The 21,683-nt window shown below is 62.0% G+C and carries 20 protein-coding genes and 1 other RNA gene; 13 read left to right on the forward strand and 8 right to left on the reverse strand.

The window, feature by feature from the left end:
• Positions 1 to 291: 291 nt before the first annotated feature.
• A complete protein-coding gene (locus IEX64_RS01945) occupies positions 292 to 1,152 on the forward strand; it encodes a VOC family protein (RefSeq protein ID WP_188817732.1) in 861 nt (286 codons plus the stop codon).
• 9 nt (positions 1,153 to 1,161) lie between these two features.
• Here IEX64_RS01945 and IEX64_RS01950 read toward each other — a convergent pair whose 3' ends face one another.
• Positions 1,162 to 2,109, reverse strand: a complete 948-nt coding sequence (locus tag IEX64_RS01950) for a cation diffusion facilitator family transporter (protein ID WP_188817734.1) — start codon at positions 2,107 to 2,109, stop codon at positions 1,162 to 1,164.
• 355 nt (positions 2,110 to 2,464) lie between these two features.
• On the opposite strand from IEX64_RS01950, the gene IEX64_RS01955 reads away from it, so the two are divergent.
• The gene (locus IEX64_RS01955) at positions 2,465 to 5,026 is read left to right on the forward strand and encodes a TonB-dependent receptor (protein ID WP_188817736.1); all 2,562 of its coding nucleotides are present in this window, start codon (positions 2,465 to 2,467) and stop codon (positions 5,024 to 5,026) included.
• A 167-nt stretch (positions 5,027 to 5,193) separates the two neighbouring features.
• On the forward strand, positions 5,194 to 5,805 hold the full coding sequence (locus tag IEX64_RS01960; RefSeq protein WP_188817738.1) for a carboxymuconolactone decarboxylase family protein: 612 nt from the start codon (positions 5,194 to 5,196) through the stop codon (positions 5,803 to 5,805).
• An 18-nt stretch (positions 5,806 to 5,823) separates the two neighbouring features.
• Here IEX64_RS01960 and mtgA read toward each other — a convergent pair whose 3' ends face one another.
• The 4 genes from mtgA to IEX64_RS01980 form a co-directional block, all read right to left on the reverse strand.
• The gene (gene mtgA, locus IEX64_RS01965) at positions 5,824 to 6,489 is read right to left on the reverse strand and encodes a monofunctional biosynthetic peptidoglycan transglycosylase (RefSeq protein WP_188817741.1); all 666 of its coding nucleotides are present in this window, start codon (positions 6,487 to 6,489) and stop codon (positions 5,824 to 5,826) included.
• 91 nt (positions 6,490 to 6,580) lie between these two features.
• A complete protein-coding gene (locus IEX64_RS01970) occupies positions 6,581 to 8,332 on the reverse strand; it encodes a sensor domain-containing diguanylate cyclase (protein WP_188817743.1) in 1,752 nt (583 codons plus the stop codon).
• A gap of 159 nt (positions 8,333 to 8,491) precedes the next feature.
• Positions 8,492 to 9,397 carry an RNA polymerase sigma factor RpoH gene (gene rpoH / locus IEX64_RS01975; RefSeq protein ID WP_188817745.1) on the reverse strand — a complete coding sequence of 302 codons (906 nt, stop codon included), beginning with the start codon at positions 9,395 to 9,397 and terminating at the stop codon, positions 8,492 to 8,494.
• 96 nt (positions 9,398 to 9,493) lie between these two features.
• Positions 9,494 to 10,438, reverse strand: a complete 945-nt coding sequence (locus IEX64_RS01980) for an RluA family pseudouridine synthase (protein WP_188817747.1) — start codon at positions 10,436 to 10,438, stop codon at positions 9,494 to 9,496.
• A 30-nt stretch (positions 10,439 to 10,468) separates the two neighbouring features.
• On the opposite strand from IEX64_RS01980, the gene IEX64_RS01985 reads away from it, so the two are divergent.
• The 4 genes from IEX64_RS01985 to rnpB all read left to right on the forward strand — a co-directional run bounded on the left by IEX64_RS01985 (position 10,469) and on the right by rnpB (position 12,789).
• Positions 10,469 to 10,894 carry a M67 family metallopeptidase gene (locus tag IEX64_RS01985; protein ID WP_229710017.1) on the forward strand — a complete coding sequence of 142 codons (426 nt, stop codon included), beginning with the start codon at positions 10,469 to 10,471 and terminating at the stop codon, positions 10,892 to 10,894.
• Positions 10,895 to 10,913: 19 nt separating this feature from the next.
• Positions 10,914 to 11,555 (forward strand): histidine phosphotransferase family protein, encoded by a 642-nt coding sequence (locus IEX64_RS01990; protein ID WP_188817751.1) that lies wholly within the window; start codon positions 10,914 to 10,916, stop codon positions 11,553 to 11,555.
• Between the two features lie 43 nt (positions 11,556 to 11,598).
• Positions 11,599 to 12,303 carry an N-acetylmuramoyl-L-alanine amidase gene (locus IEX64_RS01995; RefSeq protein WP_188817753.1) on the forward strand — a complete coding sequence of 235 codons (705 nt, stop codon included), beginning with the start codon at positions 11,599 to 11,601 and terminating at the stop codon, positions 12,301 to 12,303.
• Between the two features lie 38 nt (positions 12,304 to 12,341).
• An RNA gene (gene rnpB, locus IEX64_RS02000) (RNase P RNA component class A) lies at positions 12,342 to 12,789 on the forward strand.
• A gap of 27 nt (positions 12,790 to 12,816) precedes the next feature.
• Here rnpB and IEX64_RS02005 read toward each other — a convergent pair.
• The gene (locus IEX64_RS02005; protein ID WP_188817755.1) at positions 12,817 to 13,614 is read right to left on the reverse strand and encodes a metallophosphoesterase; all 798 of its coding nucleotides are present in this window, start codon (positions 13,612 to 13,614) and stop codon (positions 12,817 to 12,819) included.
• A gap of 236 nt (positions 13,615 to 13,850) precedes the next feature.
• On the opposite strand from IEX64_RS02005, the gene IEX64_RS02010 reads away from it, so the two are divergent.
• The gene (locus IEX64_RS02010; RefSeq protein WP_188817757.1) at positions 13,851 to 14,603 is read left to right on the forward strand and encodes a TorF family putative porin; all 753 of its coding nucleotides are present in this window, start codon (positions 13,851 to 13,853) and stop codon (positions 14,601 to 14,603) included.
• A gap of 95 nt (positions 14,604 to 14,698) precedes the next feature.
• Here IEX64_RS02010 and IEX64_RS02015 read toward each other — a convergent pair whose 3' ends face one another.
• Positions 14,699 to 15,391 (reverse strand): SIMPL domain-containing protein, encoded by a 693-nt coding sequence (locus IEX64_RS02015; RefSeq protein ID WP_229710042.1) that lies wholly within the window; start codon positions 15,389 to 15,391, stop codon positions 14,699 to 14,701.
• Positions 15,392 to 15,547: 156 nt separating this feature from the next.
• Here IEX64_RS02015 and IEX64_RS02020 point away from each other — a divergent pair, with 156 nt between their 5' ends.
• A complete protein-coding gene (locus IEX64_RS02020) occupies positions 15,548 to 15,979 on the forward strand; it encodes a VOC family protein (RefSeq protein WP_188817761.1) in 432 nt (143 codons plus the stop codon).
• A gap of 10 nt (positions 15,980 to 15,989) precedes the next feature.
• Here the strand turns inward: IEX64_RS02020 and nhaA are convergent, their stop codons facing one another.
• Positions 15,990 to 17,192, reverse strand: a complete 1,203-nt coding sequence (gene nhaA, locus IEX64_RS02025) for a Na+/H+ antiporter NhaA (RefSeq protein ID WP_188817763.1) — start codon at positions 17,190 to 17,192, stop codon at positions 15,990 to 15,992.
• Positions 17,193 to 17,280: 88 nt separating this feature from the next.
• On the opposite strand from nhaA, the gene IEX64_RS02030 reads away from it, so the two are divergent.
• Genes IEX64_RS02030 through IEX64_RS02045 form a run of 4 tightly spaced genes read left to right on the forward strand, consistent with a single transcriptional unit; the run spans position 17,281 to position 21,615 of the window.
• Positions 17,281 to 18,699 (forward strand): glycosyl transferase family protein, encoded by a 1,419-nt coding sequence (locus IEX64_RS02030; protein ID WP_229710019.1) that lies wholly within the window; start codon positions 17,281 to 17,283, stop codon positions 18,697 to 18,699.
• A complete protein-coding gene (locus tag IEX64_RS02035; protein ID WP_188817765.1) occupies positions 18,696 to 19,892 on the forward strand; it encodes a hypothetical protein in 1,197 nt (398 codons plus the stop codon). Before IEX64_RS02030 ends, IEX64_RS02035 begins: the two co-directional genes overlap by 4 nt.
• A gap of 47 nt (positions 19,893 to 19,939) precedes the next feature.
• Positions 19,940 to 20,854 carry a sulfite exporter TauE/SafE family protein gene (locus tag IEX64_RS02040; RefSeq protein ID WP_188817767.1) on the forward strand — a complete coding sequence of 305 codons (915 nt, stop codon included), beginning with the start codon at positions 19,940 to 19,942 and terminating at the stop codon, positions 20,852 to 20,854.
• Positions 20,851 to 21,615: a TIGR02186 family protein gene (locus IEX64_RS02045; RefSeq protein ID WP_188817769.1), complete on the forward strand. Its 765-nt coding sequence runs from the start codon at positions 20,851 to 20,853 to the stop codon at positions 21,613 to 21,615. The genes IEX64_RS02040 and IEX64_RS02045 overlap by 4 nt, the downstream gene beginning before the upstream one ends.
• The last annotated feature ends 68 nt before the right edge of the window (positions 21,616 to 21,683 follow it).

Genomic DNA, 21,683 nt, shown 5'->3' on the forward strand with positions numbered 1-21,683 from the left:
CCTCGCATATGCGCTTACCGTCGGAATGGTCGCGACGATCGTCGCCATCATTCTTCGCGCTCGGTACAATGCCCCGCGGCGCAAGAACGCACGTGCTCGAAAGCGGGATAATGATGCTTACGAAGCGCGCATGGCACGGCAGGACGCGGATAAAGACACTAACTGAGGCTGCCTGCATTCCTGGTGGAGCGGTGCTGTCCCATTGGGCTACATCGCTCTCACGGAGTCTGTCGCGGACCTTGCGCCGCGCGCGGCGGCGGCGCTAGCCTTTCAAAAACGAGGGGAGAGCCGATGACAGACGCCCGGATTCCGGTTTCGCGTGTGATCCATACGATTCACGCCACCACCGACATCTACAAATGCCGCCTGCTCTATCAGGATGCACTCGGCGGGCTGGTCTTTGCCGAAAACTACTTCCCGGCCGAGGATCGCGACGCGGCCTTGCTTTATGTGACCGATCACATGGTCGAGCCGATGGCGCCGCGCAACGCGGAGGATCTGACCAAGCCGTTTGTGCGGATGACGGCCAAGATCGGTCAGGCCTTCCACTCCTTCGAGATCAAGGTGCCCGACGGGAAGGCGGCCAGCGCCGCTTTCCGGGAAGCCGGTTGCACCGTCGCCAGCGACTACGGCGTGTTCTTCTTCGTGAAGCCCGAATCGACCGGCGGTGTGTTGCTCGAGGTCTGCGAACTGCCGATGCCGAACGATCCCTACGATCGTGGCAACTGGAATCCCGCAGTTGGCGCAGGGCACGCCTGCACGGTAAGCGGGCTGGATCACATCGCTTGCGTAACTGCCGATATCCCCACGGCCTTGCACTTCTTTACCGAGGTGGTGGACGGGCAGCTTCTCGACGACGCCCGTACAGAACTGCCGCAGCCTGGCCGACGGGTGTTGCTGCGGGTAGGCGATACGCGTGTGGCTTTCATCCAGCCCGACGATACGGCGTCAGGGCCGCTGGGGGCCTTTCTCGCAAAGGAGCAGAACGGCATCTACGCACTTGTCTGGAAGGTCGCGGACGAGAGCAAGGCCCGGGCGCACTTTGCGGACAAGCTCAAGCTGCGGTTGACGCAGGATGACTGCGTGACACCGGGCTTCGCCATCAATCCCGAGGACTTCCTGGGCGCCCGGCACGAGTTCGTTACGGGCTGACCGCAAGCGTCAGACTGTGGCTGCGCTTTCCAGCGGGCAAGCGCAGTTGCCGTCCGTCTCGATCTGGATGGTCGGATGGCCGATTCCGAACGCGTGCTCGAGGTCATGCGCGAGATCGCGCAGGAACGAGTCGTGCGGTGCCCCCTCGGGCATGAGCAGGTGCGCGGTCATCGCGGTTTCGGTCGTGCTCATCGGCCAGATGTGCAGGTCATGCACCTGCGTCACACCGGGCTGGCGCTCGAGCATGGCCCGCACTTCGGCGCTATCGATATTGGCCGGAACGCCCAGCATGCCCATTCGCAGCGAATCGCGTAGCAGGCCCCAACTCGACCAGGCGATGACGGCGGTAATGACGAGCGACGTGATCGGATCGACCAGTTCCAAGCCTGTCAGCATGATGATCCCCCCGGCGACGACCACGCCGACCGATACGACGGCGTCTGCCATGAGATGGACGAAGGCGGCGCGCAGGTTGAGATCCGACTTCGAATCCTTGACGAAAAGCAGCGCGGAAAGCGCATTGATGACGATGCCGATGCCCGCCACCACCATCATCGTCGTACCGGCCACAGGCGCAGGATCGGCGAACCGCCGGATGATCTCGACCAGAATCGCACCGACAGCCACCCACAGCAGGGCTGCATTGGCGATCGCGGCGAGGATCGAGGAACTCTTCAATCCGTAGGTGAAACGGTCCGAGGGAGGTCGTGCCGACAGGACGTTGGCAGCCCAGGCGAGGATCAGCGAGAGAACGTCGGAAACGTTGTGCCCGGCGTCGGCCAGCAGAGCCATCGATCCACTGACAACGCCGGCGACGACTTCGGCAATCACGAAGATGACGTTGAGCGCTATCGCAAGCGCGAAGGCCTTGCTGGCATCGCCGCTGCTGGGTGGTGACGGGTGAGCATGTCCATGATGGTGCCCGTGACTGTGATGATGATGATGGCCTGCGCTCATGTTTTGTCCATCGCACGCGCCACGTCGCACCAGCAAGCGATGACGTATCATCTCATGGCCATTTGACGGGCGTAGCAGAGGTCGGCGGAAATGCTTTTCCGTGACATTTTTGCCGCACTGCAAAACTGCATGGGTTAATTATCAATTTGAAATTAATAGATAAAAATATGTTCTCGACGGAGATATGACAATCTGGTCATAAAATTTCGCAGTTGCGAACGTAAATGAATCCCAAACGTCAGAAAGTTGTCATATCGGGCTGCTCTTAGCAGCCGCAGCAATCTTGCGGCGGAGGGTAAAAAACAAACCGTCGCACTTTGTGTCCACCCAGTCCGAAAGAGCTCAGGGGGCTAAAATGAAGTTCCAGTCCGTTCTCAAGACCGCTGCCAGTAGCCTGGCTGTCGGTACCGCATTCCTCGCCGTTCCGGCATTCGCGCAGTCGACCGGTTCGATCGACTTCGAAGATAACGCGATCGTCGTCACCGGCCTTCGGGCCAATGGCGTCGAGGGCATCGAACTGCCCGATACGCCGAAGGCCTCGCAGGTTCTCACTTCGGAGCAGATCCAGCGTGCGCGCCCCGGTCAGACCATCAACGACATCATCAACCTGGTCCCCGGCGTCAGCTTCCAGAACAACGACCCCTGGGGTTCGTCGGGTGGTGGCTTCACCATCCGCGGCTTCGGCGCAGACCGCGTCTCGCAGACACTCGACGGTCTCCCGCTCAACGACTCGGGCAACTACGCGCTGTACACCAACCAGCAAGTCGACACCGAGATCATCGACAACGTCAACGTCAACCTCGGCGTGACCGACGTCGACAGCCCGACCGCTTCGGCTTCGGGCGGTACGGTCAACCTGCGCACGCGCGTTCCGGGCGACGACTTCGGCGTCTTCACCACGATGTCCATTGGTGACGTGCTTTCGCCGGGAAGCTATTCGGACAGCCTGTACACCCGTGCATTCGGCATGATCGACACCGGCGACATCACCGGCATGGGCACCAAGGCTTTCGTTTCGGCCAGCTACCAGCGCTATGGCGTACCCTACAATCCGTACGGCATGGTCGACAAGACGCAGCTGAACGCCCGCATCTACCAGGAACTGGGCGGCAGCGGCGACTTCGTTTCGGTCGCGGCGCACTGGAACCAGAACCGCAACAACTTCGCGGGCTCGGAAGACGTCAACGATCTGCTTGGCTACTACGATGGCGAGTTCAGCAAGCGTGATCGTTTCACCGTCTACGCGAAGGAAGCCGAAGCGCCCTATCCGTGCAGCGTTCCTGCCGGCCAGGTCTATCAGGGCGGCGGGGATCCCACCCAAAGCGAACGCTACGACGACCGTAACGGTTGCGGCGCGCCCTTCTATCGCCGCTATAACCCGTCCGACACGGGCAACATCCGCGGTTCCTCGCGCTTCACACTGGCCGATGGTCTCATCCTGACCGTCGATCCGAGCTACCAGTACGTCAAAGCCAACGGTGGCGGCCCCGACGATCTGCGCGAAGCATTCTACACCGAGGGGGGTGTCAATTACACGGGCGCTTTCGGTGGCGGTTACTACTTTGGCCGGGATCTCAACGGCGACGGTGACATGCAGGATCGCGTCGCTGGTAACGACCCCAGCCAGACCCGCACCGACCGTCTTGGCGTGATCGCCAACCTGATCTGGGAAATCAATGACGACCAGCGCGTTCGCGTCGCCTACACCTGGGACCGCGCCCGTCACCGTCAGACCGGCCAGATTACCTACATGCTGCCGAACGGCGAGCCGAGCGATGTTTTCGCGATTGATAACCCCGTGCTCGACCTCAACGGTAACGAAGTCAACAAGCGGGATCGTCTGTCGTGGGCCATCCTGCATCAGGTTTCGGGTGAATACCGCGGTACGTTCGGGGATCTCACTGCCAAGCTGGGTTTGCGTGCACCGTTCTTTACGCGTCGCCTGAACCAGAACTGCTTCACGACGTCGGTTAGCGGTTTCGTCGATTGCCCGACTCCCGGTCAGGACCTGACGGCATACATGGCAGCCAACCCGAACTACGCTCAGCCGCAGTCGCGCGTTTACAAGTACGACAAGCTGCTGCCGAACGTCGGCTTCACCTACAACTTCACGCCTGAAGCTTCGGTGTTCGCCAACTATGCCAAGGGTCTTTCGGTGCCCGGCACCGACCCGCTGTACGACTCGCTCTACCTGCCCGACAGCGACTTCGCTCGCCCGGTTCCGGAAACGACCGACAGCTTCGACCTTGGTGTGCGCTATCGTAGGGGCCGCCTCACGGCTCAGGTCGCGGGTTGGTACACCAAGTACAACAACCGTCTGGCGAGCTCGTTCGACCCCAATGCCAACAACGGTGACGGTGCCACCGTTTATCGTAACCTCGGGCAGGTCGATAAATGGGGTCTCGATGGTTCGATCGCGTACAGCCCCACCGATAATACGCTCCTCTATATCTTCGGCTCGTACAACGACTCCAAGATCAAGGACGACATCCTTGGTGGCAATTGCAGCCAAAGGGACGTCGACAACAGCGACAACGGTTGCACGGTTGTAGGTGATCAGTACTACTTCCTGACCGGTGGCAAAATGGAATCGGGCTCGCCGAACTACTCGTTTGGTGCCCGCGGTCAGGTTCGTTTTGGCGGGCTCGAACTCGGTGCACAGGTCAAGCGGACCGGCAAGCGCTGGTTGGATGACGTCAACTCGACTCGCATCCCGGCTTACACGCTCGTTGATCTCGACGTGCGCTACGTGATCGCTGAGGGGCCGACCGGTGGCGATGTCGCGCTCCAGCTGAACCTGACCAATCTGTTCGATGAATACTACATCGGCTACTTTGGCGGTTCGACCAACGGTGAGAGCTTTGCCCAGATCGGTGCTCCGCGCGCCGGCAGCCTTTCGCTCTCGATCGGCTTCTGATCCTTCGATCAGTCTGAAAGAAAAAGGAGGGAGGGGCCTGCGGGTCCCTCCCTTTTTCTTTGTCTGCTATCCTCCCGGCGGTAATCGGCGGCATGCTCTTGTTCGCATCGACCAGTGCGATAGCGTGATCCCACAGGCTCCGATCAGAGGGCGAGGGAGGACAGGGCATGCGATGGAACGAGGCCGAGCGGAATGCGCAGGTCGTGGGGGCGAGGGAGCGGCTTCCGTTCCTCAGCGAAGACCAGCTCGACGATCGTCACTTCGAAGCGATGGAGCAGTTGCGTGTGCTCTATGGCTATCCCGAAGGAATGCCGCTGGCGCCCTTCTTCGCTACTCTGGCGCACAGTCCCGAATTTTTTGCCGGGTATATCGATCTCGGCGTGACTGCCTCGATCCGCAGTGCCTTGCCGGCGCGGGTGCGTGAACTGGCGATCCTGCGGACCGGATGGCTCCACGGAGCGCCTTACGTTTGGGGAGAGCATGTCCATTCCTCGCGGGACCGCGTGCTGAGCAGCGAAGAAATCGAACGGATCACGCAGGGATCGCAGGCCGAGGGGTGGGATGAACTCGACCGCGCTGTTCTGCGCGCTGCAGAGGATCTGCATGCCGATTCCATGATCTGCGACGAAACCTGGGATCTGCTCGCTAGCCATCTCGACGCGAGGCAGCTTCTCGAACTGCCGATCGTCATCGGGCACTATGTGACGACGGCGTATGTGCAGAACTCGCTGCGCACCCGGCTTACCGACAACAATCCTGAAGGTCTGGCGACGCGCTGACGGCGTCGCGCTGGGGGGCTATTCGTAGACGCAGGCGTCGTAACCGTCGCGCTTCACGGTCCCGAGGCGCGCGGCGATGGTGTTGCCGTAGCGGCGGGTGAAACCGCCCGGGCTCTTCACGCTCCGGGTCTTGGGGCTGGGCAGGGCGGCTGCCATGCGCGCGGCTTCGAGCGGCGTCAGCTTGGCCGCCGATTTGCCGAAATAGCGCTGCGCCCCGGCCTCGACGCCGTAGGTACCGATGCCGGTTTCCGCGACGTTGAGGTACACCTCCATGATCCGCCGTTTGTCCCACAGGTTCTCGATCAGGAAAGTGAACCAGACCTCCAGCCCCTTGCGCAGGTAGCGGGACCAGCCTTCACCCTGCCAGAGGAACACGTTCTTGGCGGTCTGCTGGCTGATGGTGGAGCCGCCGCGCAGGCGTTCGCCCTTGGCGTTGCGCTCCATGGCCTTTTCGATGGCCTCGGTATCGAAACCGTTATGGCTGCAGAACTTGCCATCCTCTGCCGCGATCACGGCGGCGACCATGTTGCGGTCGATCCGGCTTAGCGGTTCCCAGTCCTTGGTCAGGCCATTGCCGTCGGCCAGCATGGTGAACGTCACCGGCGGGGGGACGAAACGGTAGAGAACCGTGATGCCCACGCTGATCGCGACGAACCAGACGATAAGCTTGGCGATGAAACGCATGACCCGCAAAATGCCCTGAACCGGAGTGTTGCAGCGGTTCTAGAGCCTGCCGCAGCGATCTGGCAACGGGGCTTGATACGGGTGTCGCGGGTTATGCGGCGTGGATCGGCGGGTTGTCCCCGGCTTCGTGGCCGGCATTCTCGGCGCGGTAGAATACCACGCGATCGCGCCCTTCGTGCTTGGCACTGTAGAGCGCCTCGTCGGCGTGCCGGTAAAGCTCGCGGAAATCGCTGTCGGGCGTTGCTTCGGCGACGCCGATGCTGACCGTCACCGGGCCCTCGCCAATGGCCTCGGCGTGATTGCACTCTGCGATCCCCTTGCGCACGCTCTGCGCGAAACGGTGCAGGGCGAAGCCGTCCATGCCGGCGACCATCAGCGCGAACTCCTCGCCGCCGAGACGGGCCACCTTGCACATGTCGCCTTCCCAGCGGGCGATGCGATTGCCAATGGTGACGAGCACCATGTCGCCGGCATCGTGGCCATGAGTGTCGTTGATGCGCTTGAACTTGTCGATGTCGAGCAGAAGCAGGGCAAGCGGGCTGGCGCCCGAGCGGTTGACGTCGAACATCGGGGCGGCCGCTTCCACAAAGCCGCGGCGGTTGCGCAGGCCGGTGAGGGGGTCGCGGCGGGCGAGTTCGTGGGCCTGGGCCTCGGCCCTGCGCGCCCGGTCGTGCTCGATGCGTAGCCGGGCATGGGTGCGCGAGGCGGCAGCGGCGAGCCAGAGCGTCTGCCAGGCGGCGGCGAAGAGCACCAGAAGCTGCGAGCCGCCCCCCCAGAAGATAGTGTTGGTATCCACGAACTGCACGCTGCCCAGCGCCAGCATCGGCAGCGACCATGCGCCCGCGAAGGTCCGCGCCTCGACGCTCCCGCGCCGCCATGCCCAGCCGAGGCACAGGGCGACACCGATCAGCACGCCGAGGATCAATGCGCCCAGAACCGCCGCCATGGTCTCGATCGGGCCTTGCCGCATGAAAGTCAGCGGAATGCCGAGAATGGCGACGGCAGCGGCGAGGGTCAGCGTGATGCGGCGCATCGGTTCCGGCAGGACCTGCCGGTCGAGCGCCATCACGGCACTGAACGCCGCCATGGTCACGGCAAGGCACGAGAGCGCCGTGCAGGTCTGGGCGGAAACGGCACCGGCCAATCCGGGTAAGATGAAGAGGTGCAACTGCGACCACATCGTGCCCCACACCAGCATGCAGCCTGCCCATGCCGCCTGCCACAAAGGGAACTGGCGTCGCAGGGAAAAGGCCAGCGTTGTGTTGTAGAGCGCACCGATCAGCAGCAGCGTGAGTGCTGCTGCGACCGAGATCGAAAGCGCGGTTGCCTGCACATTGGCCTCGCCGCGGGTCATCATGCGCATGCGCAGGAGGTTGGCGCTCGCGAGTCGATCGAAACGCATGGTGATCGAGAGCAGCCGGGCATCGCGCAAAGGCGCCTCGAAGGCGATCTGACCGCCCGTGCGCCAGTGCGAGCCGAAGTTGCCGCTGTTCACTTCCTGGCTCAGGCTGCGGCCATCCGCATACGTGAAAGAGACCTTCAGCCGATCGAACCGCGAATGATGGACGAGCAGGACCAGATTGCGCGGATCGACAGGATAGGTGTCTACGTTCGTGCGCAGCCAGAGACTTCCGCGCTGATAGCCTTGCGGATCACCGATGCATGAGAAAGGCGGTGGAGAAGCGCTGTCGGCCGACAGCGTTTCCGATACGGCATGGCACAGCGAATGGTTGAGGATGACTTCGGCAGCCGCGCGATCCGTCCAGCCCGTCCACAGCAGCAACGCGGCAAGGAAGGCCAGTACCTTCAGGGCCGGATTTCGGGGATAGACGCGGGGCTGCATGACAGCCATCTCCATGGCACGATTATGCCTTACGGTTTATTACCGATCCCTGGATTTTCCCCACTTTTCACGGTGTTGGACGAGCTGCATATACGAAAAGACCGGGCCGTCGGATTGACGACCCGGTCCTTGTTTGATTGTTACGCGCCTGCGAACTTATCAGGCAGCCGGCATAAGTTTCTTTTCGCCGGCGATGCGATTCATCGCCTTCTGCAGCTTCTCGAAGGCGCGGACCTCGATCTGGCGGACGCGTTCGCGACTCACCTTGTAGACCTGGCTGAGTTCCTCGAGCGTCTTGGGGTCGTCGGTCAGACGGCGCTCGGTCAGAATGTCGCGTTCGCGATCGTTGAGCGAGTCCATCGCTTCGACCAGCATGTCGTGGCGCACGGTCTTCTCTTCGGCCTCGGCGACGATTTCGTCCTGCAGCGGGTTTTCATCCTGCAGGATGTCCATCCACTGGCCTTCGCCTTCCTCGCGCAGCGAGACGTTCAGCGAAGCGTCGCCGCCCATCATCATGCGCCGGTTCATGTTGACGACCTCGGTCTCCGACACGCCCAGCGTGGTCGCGATCTTGGTGACGTCGTCCGGGTGCAGGTCAGTATCCTCGTATGCGTCGAGGTTCTTCTTCATGCGGCGCAGGTTGAAGAACAGTTTCTTCTGCGCGGCGGTGGTGCCCATCTTCACGAGCGACCACGAGCGCAGAATGAACTCTTGAATCGAGGCCTTGATCCACCACATTGCATACGTGGCGAGGCGGAAACCCCGGTCGGGTTCGAACTTCTTCACGCCCTGCATGAGGCCGATGTTGCCTTCGGAAATCAGTTCCGACACGGGCAGGCCGTAGCCTCGATAACCCATCGCGATCTTCGCGACGAGGCGCAGGTGGCTGGTCACCAGATGCGCGGCGGCTTCGGGATCCTCGTGTTCCTTGTAGCGCTTGGCGAGCATGTATTCCTGCTCAGGCGCAAGCACCGGGAATTTGCGGATTTCCGAAAGGTAGCGGTTGAGGCTCTGCTCACCGCCCAGTGTCGGCACCGCGGGGAGGTTTCGTTCCTTGTTGCTCACTATCTTCCGTCCTTTCTAGGTCGGCCAGCGGTCAAAGACCCTTAAGAGGCGTCTTAGCTTGCGGCCACCTGTTCATCATAGCACATAAATACGATTTCAGTGTCGCAATTCGTCGATCAGTGTCCGCATGTCGTCGGGCAATGGACTGACGAAGTGGACCGTTTCCTTCTTAACGGGATGAGCGAAGCCAAGTTCCGCAGCATGGAGCGCTTGCCGGGAAAAACCCAAGCTTTGCAGAAGGGGGCGAATCGCTGAAGGTGTACGTCCATAGACAGGGTCCCCTAATAGCGCATTGCCTATTGACGACATGTGAACACGGACCTGATGCGTCCGCCCTGTCTCCAGGCGACACTCGATCAGCGATGCGCCCTTGAGCGCTTCCAGAGTCCGATAATGCGTCACTGCGTGCTTGCCTCTGCCGTCCTCGACCAGCGCCATCTTCTTGCGATTGGTATTCGAACGGCCGATGGCTCCGGTTACAGTCCCCGAAGGTGGAACGGGTCTTCCGGCCACTACGGCGCGGTAGGACCTCTGAATCGAGTGGTCTGCGAACTGGGCGGCAAGCCCCTCGTGTGCGCGATCGGTCTTGGCAACGACGAGAAGGCCGGAGGTGTCCTTGTCGATGCGGTGGACGATGCCAGGGCGGGCGACACCGCCGATGCCAGAAAGCTGGCCGCGGCAATGGTGGAGCAGGGCATTGACCAGAGTTCCGTCGGGATTGCCTGCAGCGGGATGGACGACGAGCCCGGCGGGCTTGTCGATCACGATCAGGTCCTCGTCCTCGTAGACGACGTTGAGTGGCAGATCCTGGGCGACGGCCTCGGCAGGCGCGGCTTCGGGCACATCAATCAGAAACGGCGTGCCGGGCGCGACCTTGAGCGAGGCTTGCGACGCCGGTTTGCCGGCCAGCGTGACGCGACCTTCGCCCATCAGCGCCTTGACCCGTTCGCGGGAAAGCCCGCTGGCGTCGGCCAGCGCCTTGTCGAGGCGGCCGCCTGCCGATCCGATCTCGCCCTGGATGATGTTTTCGTTCGCCCCCATTGCGGCTAGGATTTGGGGATGGTTGTCGAGGTGACAAGTGGCGTTATGGCCACACTGTGCGAGGAAGCGGACCGCGCCGCGCCCGAAGAATGCTGCGGGCTGCTGCTGGGACGGGATGAACCGGGCGGGGAAGGGCGTATCGACGGGCTGGTCCCTGCCGCCAACGTGGCCGATGATCCACGTCTGCGCTTTGAAATCGACCCCGCCGTGCTGCTTTCCGCACACAAGGCTGCGCGCAGTGGTGGCCCTCAGATCGTGGGCTATTATCACTCGCATCCGGTGGGACATCCGGTGCCTTCGGCCACCGATTGCGAACATTCCACTGGCGATTCGCGCATTTGGGCGATCATTGCCGGTGCACATGTTGCTTTCTGGCGTGATAGCGGGAATGGTTTCCGCGCATTGACTTATCGCATGGTTGGAGAGGACCATGCGGACGATATCAAGGCGAAGTGAACGGAAAGCGCCCTATACAATGACTACGAGCTCGCTCGAACTTGCCAGTCTCTTATGCTCCCGACTGTGTCACGACATGCTCAGCCCCGTCGGCGCGCTGTCGAACGGGCTAGAGCTTCTGGCGGACGAGAACGATCCCGAAATGCGCCAGCGTTGTTTCGAGCTGCTGGACCAGAGTGCGCGGATTTCGACCGACAAGCTGAAGTTCTTCCGCCTCGCGTTCGGCGCGGCTGGCGGTTTCGGGGAAATGGTCCCGGTCAGTGAAGCGCGGGCGCTGGTGGACGGACTGGTCGCGAACAATGCGCGGATCGTGGTTAACTGGTCGCTATCCAGTGATTCCCTGCCCAAGGCGGCGATCAAGATCCTGCTCAATTTCGCGCTGTTCGGGATCGAGGCGCTGCCGCGCGGCGGCAACCTCGACATCGCGGCGGAATTCCGCGACAGCGGCAGCGAGATCGCGGTGCGGGCCGCCGGGCAGCGCATTGCCTTCGACCGCGATATCGGTCGCGCGCTGGAGGGAACCTTGCCGACCGGAGAGCTTTCAAGCCGCACGGCACCGGCGGCGATGATCAACGGCCTGGCCGAGGAATATGGCGGCCAGCTGCAATTCGTCCTTGCGGAAGACGCGCTGGTGCTCGGCGCCGTCCTGCCGGGCAGCTGAAGGAAACCGGGGAGAACGCACGCATGCGGAAAGGTCGAGCGAAATGAACCGCTGGCTGGTCAACCGCGTCGTCGAATCGCCCAACTGGAATGCGCGGAAGCTGCCGATCTCGATGGTCGTGCTGCACTATACCGGCATGAAGAGCGCCGACGAGGCACTCGCGCGGATGTGCGATCCTGAAGCGGAAGTGTCGGCGCACTACATGATCGACGAGGAGGGTGTCGTGACCTCGCTGGTTCCCGAGGATAAGCGTGCCTGGCATGCGGGCAAGTCCTATTGGCGCGGTGTTACCGACGTGAACTCGGCCAGCATCGGAATTGAACTCGCCAATCCGGGGCACGAGTGGGGCTATCGTCCGTTTCCCGAGCCGCAGATGGACGCCTTGCTGCCGCTTCTGGCCGACGTGATGGATCGGCATGACATCCCGCGCGCCAATGTCGTGGGCCATTCCGACATCGCACCAGCCCGCAAGCAGGATCCGGGCGAATATTTCGATTGGCACCGGCTCGGCGAACTCGGGCTCGCGCTCGACATTCCCTCGGCAAAGATGAACCTCTTCTACGACAATCCCGGGGCTTTCTATCTGGCGATGGAGCGGTTCGGATATGATATCTCCGACGGCCGCGCGGCCGTGCGCGCCTTTCAGCGGCGGTTCCGGCCGATGATCATCGATGGCGAACTCGACGGCGAGATCGGCGGCATTCTGTTCGAACTTCTGCTGGAGCGCGACACCGGCCGGGCCCGGTAAGCTTCCCTTATCCGAAATTCCTGCTAGGGCACGCAGCGCCGGGGAGCCGGGCAGCCGCGCCGTTCGCAAGAACGTCGAGGAAAGTCCGGGCTCCACGAAACAAGGGTGGCGGGTAACGCCCGCCGGGCGAGGGCGGTTTTCAGGCCGTTCGAAGCTCAGGGAAAGTGCCACAGAGAGCATACCGCCGATGGCCCGCGCCTCTTTCGGGAGGTTGGGGCACAGGCAAGGGTGAAAGGGTGCGGTAAGAGCGCACCGCGCTTCCGGTGACGGCAAGCGGCATGGCAAACCCCACCCGGAGCAAGACCGAATAGGGGCTGCTGGCTATCTTCGGATAGCGGGTCGGTTTCGGACCCAGGCAGCCCGGGTTGGTCGCTGGAGCGGCGCAGCAATGCGTCGCCGAGAGGAATGGCTGCCGCCGCGGCGTAAGGTCCCTCTTAAGGGAGACCACGCCAGGCACAGAACCCGGCTTACAGGCTCCCCGGCATCACGATTTTGAAAAGCCTGTTCCGCCGCTCAGGCGACCGCGGTCGTTTCTTCGGCCGGCACCTCATGGTCGCGTGCCTGCAGAAACCAGCGTTCGGTACCTTCCAGGCCGATCGCGGTGAGCGTGCCATGCACGAACGCGCCGGTATCGATGCCGATACGGTTGGCGCAGACCTCCGGTTCCTCGGTGATCGTGTGCCCGTGAATGACACAGGCGCCGAAGCTGCCCTTGTGGCTGAGGAAAGGTTCGCGAATCCAGCGGCAATCCTGTCCGAGCTGGTGCTCGATCGGTGTCGAGGGGCGGATGCCGGCATGGACGAAGAGGTAGTCGCCGATGCGCACCATCTTCTTGAAACTGTCGAGGAAGTCGAAGTCGTCCTGCGGGATCGCCTCGTTCATCAGCGCCTGCAATTCCTCGATGCTGGCCGCCATGATCGTCTCGGCATCGACTCCGTAGGACTGGATCGTCTCGCGACCGCCGAACTTCAGGAAGCCGCGTAGCGATTCGGTCTTCGTGCGGCTCAGCAGGAGCATTTCCTCGTGATTGCCCTGCAGGAATTCGATCTCGCGCGTCTTGGACCATTCGCGTGCACGCGCGACGACCGCGGCGCTGTCATGCCCGCGGTCGATCAGGTCGCCCAGCAGAACGATGGTCGTATGCGCCCGCCTGCGGCCAGCGTCATCCTCCTCGATCATGCGGATAAGATCTTCGAACAGATCGATGCGTCCATGGATGTCACCGATCGCATATACGCGTTCACCGGTGGGCACGGACGGAGTGGGCATCGCAGGGGACCGACCCAGAATATGTCTGATCTTGGCAAGCATTCGTTGCAGTGCGGTATAGGCCCGCCCGCAATCGCTGACAAGGCGGGAGCTGCCATGTGTGCAGTAGTGGCAGAAAGTCCACACATCATTGCTGGTTTGTTGCAAAAGTGAAATTTTTCTTGTCTCCGATCGTGGTGCAATGCAGCATTATTCCGCTGTCGCAAACGCGTCCGAAACGAGGCGCGCGGTGACTGTGCAGGTGGGACGAGGCATTAAAAAATTGTGAGGGAATGAATATGCTTATGTCCGTCCGCGGCGCTATTGCCGCAACTCTTCTTGCGGGTACCGCGCTTGCTGCGACCCCGGCTTTCGCCCAGGACTCTGATATTCCTGCGGATATTTCGGTCTCTGCCAACGTTGCGCTGACGTCCGACTATCGTTTCCGCGGCGTTTCGCTTTCCGCCGGCGACCCGGCCATTCAGGGTGGCTTCGATCTCAGCCACTCGAGCGGTTTCTACATTGGCACCTGGGCGTCCTCGATCAGCGGTGGCCCGGTCTACGGCGATCAGGAACTCGACATTTATGCCGGTTGGACCGGTGACCTCGGCGCAAGCGGTCTTTCGCTCGATGTCGGCCTTCTGCTGTACGCCTACCCGAGCGGGCACGTTGGCAAGGCCAACTACTGGGAGCCCTATGCCAGCATTTCCGGCACGCTGGGCCCGGCATCGATCACCACCGGCGTCGCCTATGCTTGGGACCAGGATTCGCTGGGTAACCAGGACAATCTCTACATCTACACCGATGCCGAGGTTGCCATCCCCGACACCCCGTTCACTCTCAGTGGCCACCTCGGCTACACCGACGGCGTGCTGGCGCCCGACCTGCTCGCTGGCGGCTATGACGACACCGGTCTCGACTGGTCGCTGGGCGTCTCGGCCACCATCTTCGGCCCGCTTTCGGCCAGCGTTTCCTACGTTGGTGTCGATGGCGCGTCGGTTGACGGCCTGACCGACGACACCATCGTCGTGACCCTGTCGGGCTCGTTCTGATCGTCTGACAGACTCGACTTTGCGATTTTCGCAGGAGGACCCGTCCGGAGCGATCCGGACGGGTTTTCTCGTTTCCGGAGGGTGCCTGCGTCCGTTTAGCGCAGATAGAAGTTTACCGTCGTGACGACGCGGACCTTCTTGAAGGGGGAGTCGGACACGCCCCAGCCACCGGAATCCCCGTCGCGCGCGTCGATTGAGAAATACCCCTGGGTGGCATTCTTGATCGCGCCCACTTCCGCACCGCTGTCCTTGGCGAATTGCTCCGCGGCGGCACGGGCGTCCTTGGTCGCTGCTGCCACCATTTCGGGCTTGATGTCGTTGAGTTTGGTGAAGGTGTAGGACATGCCCGAGCCTTCCTCCAGGATGACCCCGCGCCGCACGAGATCGAACTGTCGCCGGACGGCATCTTCGGCGCGTTCGATGTCATTCGTGCGCAAGGTGATGCGCTGGCGCACGGTGAAATTCGGGACACCGTTGTCCTTGTATTGCGAGACGTTCACGCCGGTTGGCTGAAGTGCATCGTCGGGAAAGCCGAGTTCGCGGAAGAACGCGTGGATCTGCTTGGTGTCCTGATCGACACTGGCCTGCGCCGAGGACAGATCGCTTGCCGAAGCCGAATAGCTGATCGTCCAGGTCGCGAGATCGGCCGTCACGTCGCGTTCGGCAAGGCCGCGCACGGTCACGGAACGGTCGGCGCGCTGCGCCCGCTTGAGGCCGTCGCCGAGGGCGAATCCGCCGATCACGATGCTCGCCGCCAGAATGACGGAGCTGAGAACGATGGGGCGCATTGCAGAACTGCGCCAAGTGGGGGTGGAGCGGGACGTATCTTCTAGGCTATCGTCGGTCATGGCAGCATCTCCCAATAGACCTGCTCGCTATGCGGCCAGATGGCTTTATCTGCGATGAACCGTTTCAATCTATAGATGAAATGAGGTGACGAACCTGTGACGCGATACCTTCACACCATGATCCGCGTGACCGATCCCGATGCGACAATCCGCTTTTTCGAGCTGATCGGTCTCAAGGAGGTACGGCGATTCTCCAATGAAAAAGGGCGTTTCACGCTCATTTTCCTCGCTCCGGAAGGGCAGGAAGATGCCCAGGTCGAACTGACCTACAACTGGCCGGAAGAGGATGGCTCGGCCGAGGAATATACCGGCGGCCGCAATTTCGGTCATCTGGCCTATGAAGTCGACAACATCTACGAGACCTGTCAGCGGCTGATGGACGCGGGCGTGACGATCAACCGCCCGCCGCGCGATGGCCATATGGCCTTCATCCGCACACCCGACGGCATTTCCGTAGAGCTGCTTCAGGACGGCAGGCTCGACCCCGCCGAGCCCTGGGCCAGCATGCCCAACGTGGGCAGCTGGTAACAGGCGCCTGTCAGTCTGGCTGAGGCGCCGGTGGCGCCTTGGCCAGACGCAGGATCGCGTAACCCAGAAGCGACGAGAGGAAGGATCCCAGCAGAACCCCCAGTTTCGCTTCCTCCACCAGGTGCGGTCGGTGCGGGAAGGCGAGGGCGCCGATGAACAGGCTCATCGTGAAGCCGATGCCGCACAAGACCGACGTTCCCCATAATTGAACCCAGCTTGCACCGGCAGGCCGAGGCGCAAAGCCGATCCGGTCCGAGGCGACGATCGCGGCGAAGATGCCGATCTGCTTGCCAAAGAAAAGGCCCAGCGCCACGCCGAGAGGAATGGGATCGAGCAGGCCGGATAGGCCGATGCCTGCGAGGGCGACGCCGGCATTGGCGAAGCCGAACAGCGGCACGATCACATAACTGTTCCACGGCACCAGCGCATGTTCGAGGCGCAGCAGCATGCTGTCACCGCGGGGTGAATTCTTGAGCGGGATAGTAAAGGCGAAGACAACGCCGGCAATCGTCGCATGAATGCCGGAGTTGAGGATGCAGTACCAGAGCCCCAGACCCAGAAGCAGATAGGCCGGTAGGTAAAAGACCTTGCGGCGGTTGAGCAGAATAAGGCCGCCAAGCAGGACAAGGGCTGCGATGCCCCACAACAACTTGATCTGTGCCGTGTAGAAAATGGCGATGATGGCCACGGCACCGAGATCGTCGACAATGGCCACGGTCAGCAGGAACAGCCGCAGCGAGGCGGGGACGCGGTTGCCCAGCAGGCCAAGGACGCCCACCGCAAATGCAATGTCGGTAGCGGCGGGAATGGCCCAGCCGCGGTGCATCGGCTGGCCGGTTCCTGCCACCATCAGGTAGATCAGCGCCGGAACACCCATGCCGGCCGCTGCTGCCAGTACGGGCAAACGCCGCTTGGCAGCATTGGACAACTCACCGTCAAGTATCTCGCGCTTGATCTCCAGCCCGACGACGAAGAAGAAAATCGCCATCAACGCATCGTTGATCCACAAGTGCAGCGTGTCGAGCTTGGCCACAGGCGTCCACGCAAGTTCGCCATGGAACAACTCGTGGTACTCGTGCGACCAGCCGACGTTGACAATGATCATCGCCAGCGCCGCAACAATTATGAGCAGAATGCCGGCCGAAGCTTCGCCGCCCATTAACTTTGTGAAATTGGTTGCCAATTTGTTGGCGAAATGTCTGGGGATGCTCATAAGTATATTTTCAGATGATCTTCTAAAAGATGCAATCGGATTCGGCCGATTGGGATGAATTACCGTACAAGTACGGGAAAGGGGCGTTGTGGCGGCGACCTTTACGATACAGTATGCAATTCATGCGCTGCAATTTGTTGAACAGGAACTTCTGCTGTTCGCAGCGTTCTGGTTCCTGCTTGGTGCCGCCGATGATATCGGTGTCGATCTGTGCTGGATATGGCTGAAGCTGACCGGCCGTGCACAGGTTGATCGGATCACGCGTGAAGAAGCTGGAGCGCCACTCGCCGGGCGTGCCGCCATTCTCATCGCCGCGTGGCGTGAAGCGGACGTGATCGGTCATACCGTGCGTCATGCGCTGTCTGTCTGGCGGCAAGATGACTTCACTCTCTACGTCGGTTGCTATTCCAACGATCCCGAAACAATCGCAGCGGCCATGTCCGGAACAGGCGCGGATGCGCGTGTCCGGATCGTGATCCACGACAACGCCGGGCCGACCACCAAAGCGGACTGCCTGAACCGCCTCTACACCGCCCTGTGCGACGATGAGAAACGATACGGATATCGCTTCAAGAGCGTTGTCTTGCACGATTCTGAAGACATGGTCCACCCGGCGGAACTGGCAGTGATCGACTCGGCACTCTCCAAGGTCGATTTCGTACAACTTCCGGTGCGGCCGGAACCGCAGCCGCAATCACCATGGGTAGCGGGGCACTATTCCGACGAGTTCACGGAATCGCATGCGAAATCTTTGGTCGTGCGCGATGCTTTGGGTGCGGCCATTCCTGCCGCCGGGGTGGCCTGCGGTTTCTCGCGCGAGATTATCGCCGGTATAGCCAGGCAAAGGAAAGCGGAAGGCGGCCCGGGACCCTTCGCGGCCGAGTGCCTTACCGAAGACTATGAACTGGGCGTTCTGGTCTGGCGGGAAGGGGGCTCCTCGCGGTTTGTGCGCGTGCGCGACGAAACGGGCGATCTGGTCGCGACACGCGCCTACTTTCCGGCGCGGCTGGAGGATTCGGTTCGGCAGAAGGCGCGCTGGATTCACGGGATCGCCTTTCAAGGCTGGGACCGTCTTGGCTGGAGCCGGGGGCTGACCGATCTGTGGATGGCCCTGCGCGACAGGCGCGGGCCGTTGACCTCGATCGTCCTGGCCTGTGGCTATGCGCTTGTCGTGATCGAGGGGTTGCTGGCGTCTGCGTGGCTGCTCGGAGCGCAATCGCACCTCGCCGTGTCTCCGTTTCTGCAAGGCATGCTGTTCTTGTGCTTCGTGAGCCTTGCATGGCGCAGCGTGATGCGGTTCGCCTTCACCGCTTACGAATATGGCGTAGGCGAAGGCCTGCTGGCGTTGCTGCGCATCCCGGTAGCCAATTTCATCGCGATCATGGCGGGGCGCAGGGCCTTTATGGGCTATCTGCGCACCCTGAGGGGCGGTGCGGTCAAGTGGGAAAAGACCACGCATAGTGCACATCCGGTGCTGGCGCCTGCCGGCGGGGAGAACGGCCGATGAGCAACGGGAACACGATCAAGGGGCAGCCTCTCGTGGCACTTCTCGCCATCCTGGCGGGATGGATCGGCGGTCGCGCCATCAACTGGGAGGCACCGCGGCTTTCCGACGCAGCCGCAGCGACGCTTCCGCAACCCTGGCAGCAACCGGTATCCAGCGTCGGGTTCGTGATCGATGGCAGGGCGGGGCCGCAGTCGCTTCCTGCAAGAGTGCTTCCTCACTTTGGCGATGCCTATCCGCCGGCCAGCATCGCCGGCCAGATCATTCCGGGGGTGGGGGGATATACTGGGCCCTATTTTGCACCGGCCGCGCCGGCCGTCGCTGCAGCAGGCATGGCAAGGCCCCACGCTTCCCGAACGATCTGGAGGGGGCCTGGATCGGGCCTGGGGGAATCTGACCGCATGTTCATGCCGTTCGACGGTCTGGCGTGGTCGGATCCCGGGCAGCACTTCTATGCCCCGGAATTCGGGTCGTTGCGGCCAGTGGCGGCGCCGCAGCCGGTTTCCCCGGCTCCCGTGCCTGCGGCTCAGCGTAAATCCAACCGCTGGTCACTGGACACATGGGCCCTGTTGCGCCGGGAAACAGGCGGGGGAATTTCGCCAGGCGTGCTGCCCGCGACCTATGGCGGCAGCCAGACCGGCGCTGTTATGCGTTTCCGGGTGGATCGCACCAGTCCACACTGGCCTTCGATCTATGCGCGCACGACCACGGCGCTGGGGGAAGTGCGCGAAAACGCGGCAGCGCTTGGCTTTTCGGCCCGCCCTTTTCCCGACGTTCCGCTGATCGCCGCTGTTGAAGGTCGGATGACCGACCAGATCGGGGGCACGCGCTTTCAACCCGCTGCTTTCGTCTACACGCTCCTTCCACCAGCTCAGTTGCCCGGCAAGCTGCGCTCGGAGGCCTATGTTCAAGCCGGATATGTCGGTGGACGCTTTTCGACCGCCTTTGCCGACGGGCAGGTCCGGCTGGATCGCGGTCTCTTTGAGCTTGGCTCCATAAAGGGAAGCCTCGGCGGCGGCGTTTGGGGCGGAGCACAGAAAGGCGCTGCACGTCTCGACATAGGGCCTTCGGCGATGCTCGAGTTTCCTCTGGGCAACCGCATGTACGGGCGCGCCGCTCTGGACTGGCGTTTTCGTGTCGCCGGCAATGCCCAGCCCGGCTCTGGCCCTGCCGTCACTCTTTCCGCAGGTTTCTGAATAGCCGCTTTCCTATCGCCCGATGCTGCGGTAGCGAGAGCCCAGCAATGGACGTCTACCTTCCGATCGCCAATCTATCGGTCAATGGGCTGATCATCATCGGTCTTGGCGCGATCACCGGGGTGCTCTCCGGCATCTTCGGTGTGGGCGGCGGGTTTCTGACGACGCCGCTAATGATCTTCTACGGTATCCCGCCCACGGTCGCGGCGGCCTCGGCGGCCAGCCAGGTGACCGGTGCAAGCGTTTCCGGTGTTTTCGCGCATTCGCGGCGCGGGGGTGTCGACTACCAGATCGGTTCGGTCATGGTGGCAGGCGGCATTCTGGGTACGGGCATCGGGGCTGTGCTTTTCAATCTGCTCGAGAAGCTCGGTCAGATCGATACGGTCATCAATATCCTCTATGTCCTGCTTCTCGGCTCGATTGGCAGTTTGATGGCGAAAGAGAGCATTCAGTCGATCCGCGCCGAGCGGTCGGGCGTTCCCGTTGCTGCCAGGAAGCGGCGCCATCACCCGATGGTGGCCAGCCTGCCCATGCGCTGGCGGTTCTATCGCTCCGGCCTTTATATCTCGCCGCTGGCGCCGCTCATCCTGGGAATGTGCACCGGCATTCTGACCATGCTGATGGGTATCGGCGGTGGCTTCATCCTTGTGCCCGCCATGCTCTACATTCTGGGCATGAGCGCGAATGTCGTGGTCGGCACGTCCTTGTGGCAGATCCTGTTCACGACGATGGCGACGACAATGATGCACGCGCTGACCACGCATGCCATCGATATCGTTCTGGCCACCATGCTGTTGCTGGGGTCGGTAACCGGCGCGCAGATCGGCGCGATGTTCTCGCAGAAGGCCAACCCGGTGAAGCTGCGGCTGCTGCTGGCGACCATCGTCTTGCTGGTGGCTGCGCGCATGGCTTTGGGGCTGGGGTACAGGCCGGACGAAATCTTCACGATGGCCCCGCTGTGAGCCGCAGGCTCGCCTCGCTGCTCGCGCTCTTCGCGCTCGTTACCCTGACTGGCGCGCGCGACCCGATCCTCGTCCCGGAAGTCTCGCAGCACGAAGTGAACCTGCAGCAGGGGTTTACCGGTACCGAACTGCTGCTTTTCGGGGCCGTACTCACGCCCGAGGGCTCCCGCGCAGCGCAGGATTACGATATCGTCGTGGTTCTCAAGGGGCCGACCCGGTCGATTGTCCTGCGCGAAAAGCAGCAGATCGCCGGCATCTGGATCAACGCCGCCAGTACCGAGTTCCGCTCCGCGCCTGCCTATTATGCTATCGCCTCCACCAAGCCGATCTCCGAGATCGTCGATGACAAGACAGCGGCGATCTACGAACTCGGTCTGAAGTGGCTGCAGCTCTCGCCCATCGGGGCAATCAATCCCGAAGAGCAGGCGCGCTTTTCGGCAGGACTCGTCGATCTCAACCGTAGCAACGGTCTTTACCGCGAAGAAGAAGGCGGCGTGAAGGTCAGCGAGCAGGTGCTGTATCAGGCCCGTATCGATCTGCCATCCAGCGTTCTTACCGGGACCTATACGGCAGAAACTTTCGCGATATCGAAAGGCCGCGTGGTCGCATCCGCCAGCAGCAAGGTCGAAGTGCGAAAGCAGGGCGTCGAACTGGCGATTGCCCGCTTTTCCGATGACTACGGCTTTGCCTATGGCTTGCTCGCCGTGATCGTTTCGGTGGGTATGGGCTGGCTGGCGGGGCGCCTCTTTGCACTCGTTTGAATTAATTTGACGGCTGTCCATGCATTAGGACGAAATTAACTGCCGGCCCCCTAGGCAGAATGCAACTG

The organism is Novosphingobium indicum, assembly GCF_014645195.1.
GTDB lineage: Bacteria > Pseudomonadota > Alphaproteobacteria > Sphingomonadales > Sphingomonadaceae > Novosphingobium > Novosphingobium indicum.

Coding starts and splice junctions, on each gene's coding strand:
- IEX64_RS01955 (WP_188817736.1), top strand. CDS start 2,465: ATGAAGTTCCAGTCCGTTCTCAAGACCGCTGCCAGTAGCCTGGCTGTC.
- mtgA (WP_188817741.1), bottom strand. CDS start 6,489: ATGCGTTTCATCGCCAAGCTTATCGTCTGGTTCGTCGCGATCAGCGTG.
- IEX64_RS02010 (WP_188817757.1), top strand. CDS start 13,851: ATGCTTATGTCCGTCCGCGGCGCTATTGCCGCAACTCTTCTTGCGGGT.
- IEX64_RS02005 (WP_188817755.1), bottom strand. CDS start 13,614: ATGCTTGCCAAGATCAGACATATTCTGGGTCGGTCCCCTGCGATGCCC.
- IEX64_RS02040 (WP_188817767.1), top strand. CDS start 19,940: ATGGACGTCTACCTTCCGATCGCCAATCTATCGGTCAATGGGCTGATC.
- IEX64_RS01970 (WP_188817743.1), bottom strand. CDS start 8,332: ATGCAGCCCCGCGTCTATCCCCGAAATCCGGCCCTGAAGGTACTGGCC.
- IEX64_RS02015 (WP_229710042.1), bottom strand. CDS start 15,391: ATGCGCCCCATCGTTCTCAGCTCCGTCATTCTGGCGGCGAGCATCGTG.
- IEX64_RS01950 (WP_188817734.1), bottom strand. CDS start 2,109: ATGAGCGCAGGCCATCATCATCATCACAGTCACGGGCACCATCATGGA.
- nhaA (WP_188817763.1), bottom strand. CDS start 17,192: ATGAGCATCCCCAGACATTTCGCCAACAAATTGGCAACCAATTTCACA.
- IEX64_RS01945 (WP_188817732.1), top strand. CDS start 292: ATGACAGACGCCCGGATTCCGGTTTCGCGTGTGATCCATACGATTCAC.
- IEX64_RS01980 (WP_188817747.1), bottom strand. CDS start 10,438: ATGGGGGCGAACGAAAACATCATCCAGGGCGAGATCGGATCGGCAGGC.
- IEX64_RS01995 (WP_188817753.1), top strand. CDS start 11,599: ATGAACCGCTGGCTGGTCAACCGCGTCGTCGAATCGCCCAACTGGAAT.
- IEX64_RS01960 (WP_188817738.1), top strand. CDS start 5,194: ATGCGATGGAACGAGGCCGAGCGGAATGCGCAGGTCGTGGGGGCGAGG.
- IEX64_RS01990 (WP_188817751.1), top strand. CDS start 10,914: ATGACTACGAGCTCGCTCGAACTTGCCAGTCTCTTATGCTCCCGACTG.
- IEX64_RS02035 (WP_188817765.1), top strand. CDS start 18,696: ATGAGCAACGGGAACACGATCAAGGGGCAGCCTCTCGTGGCACTTCTC.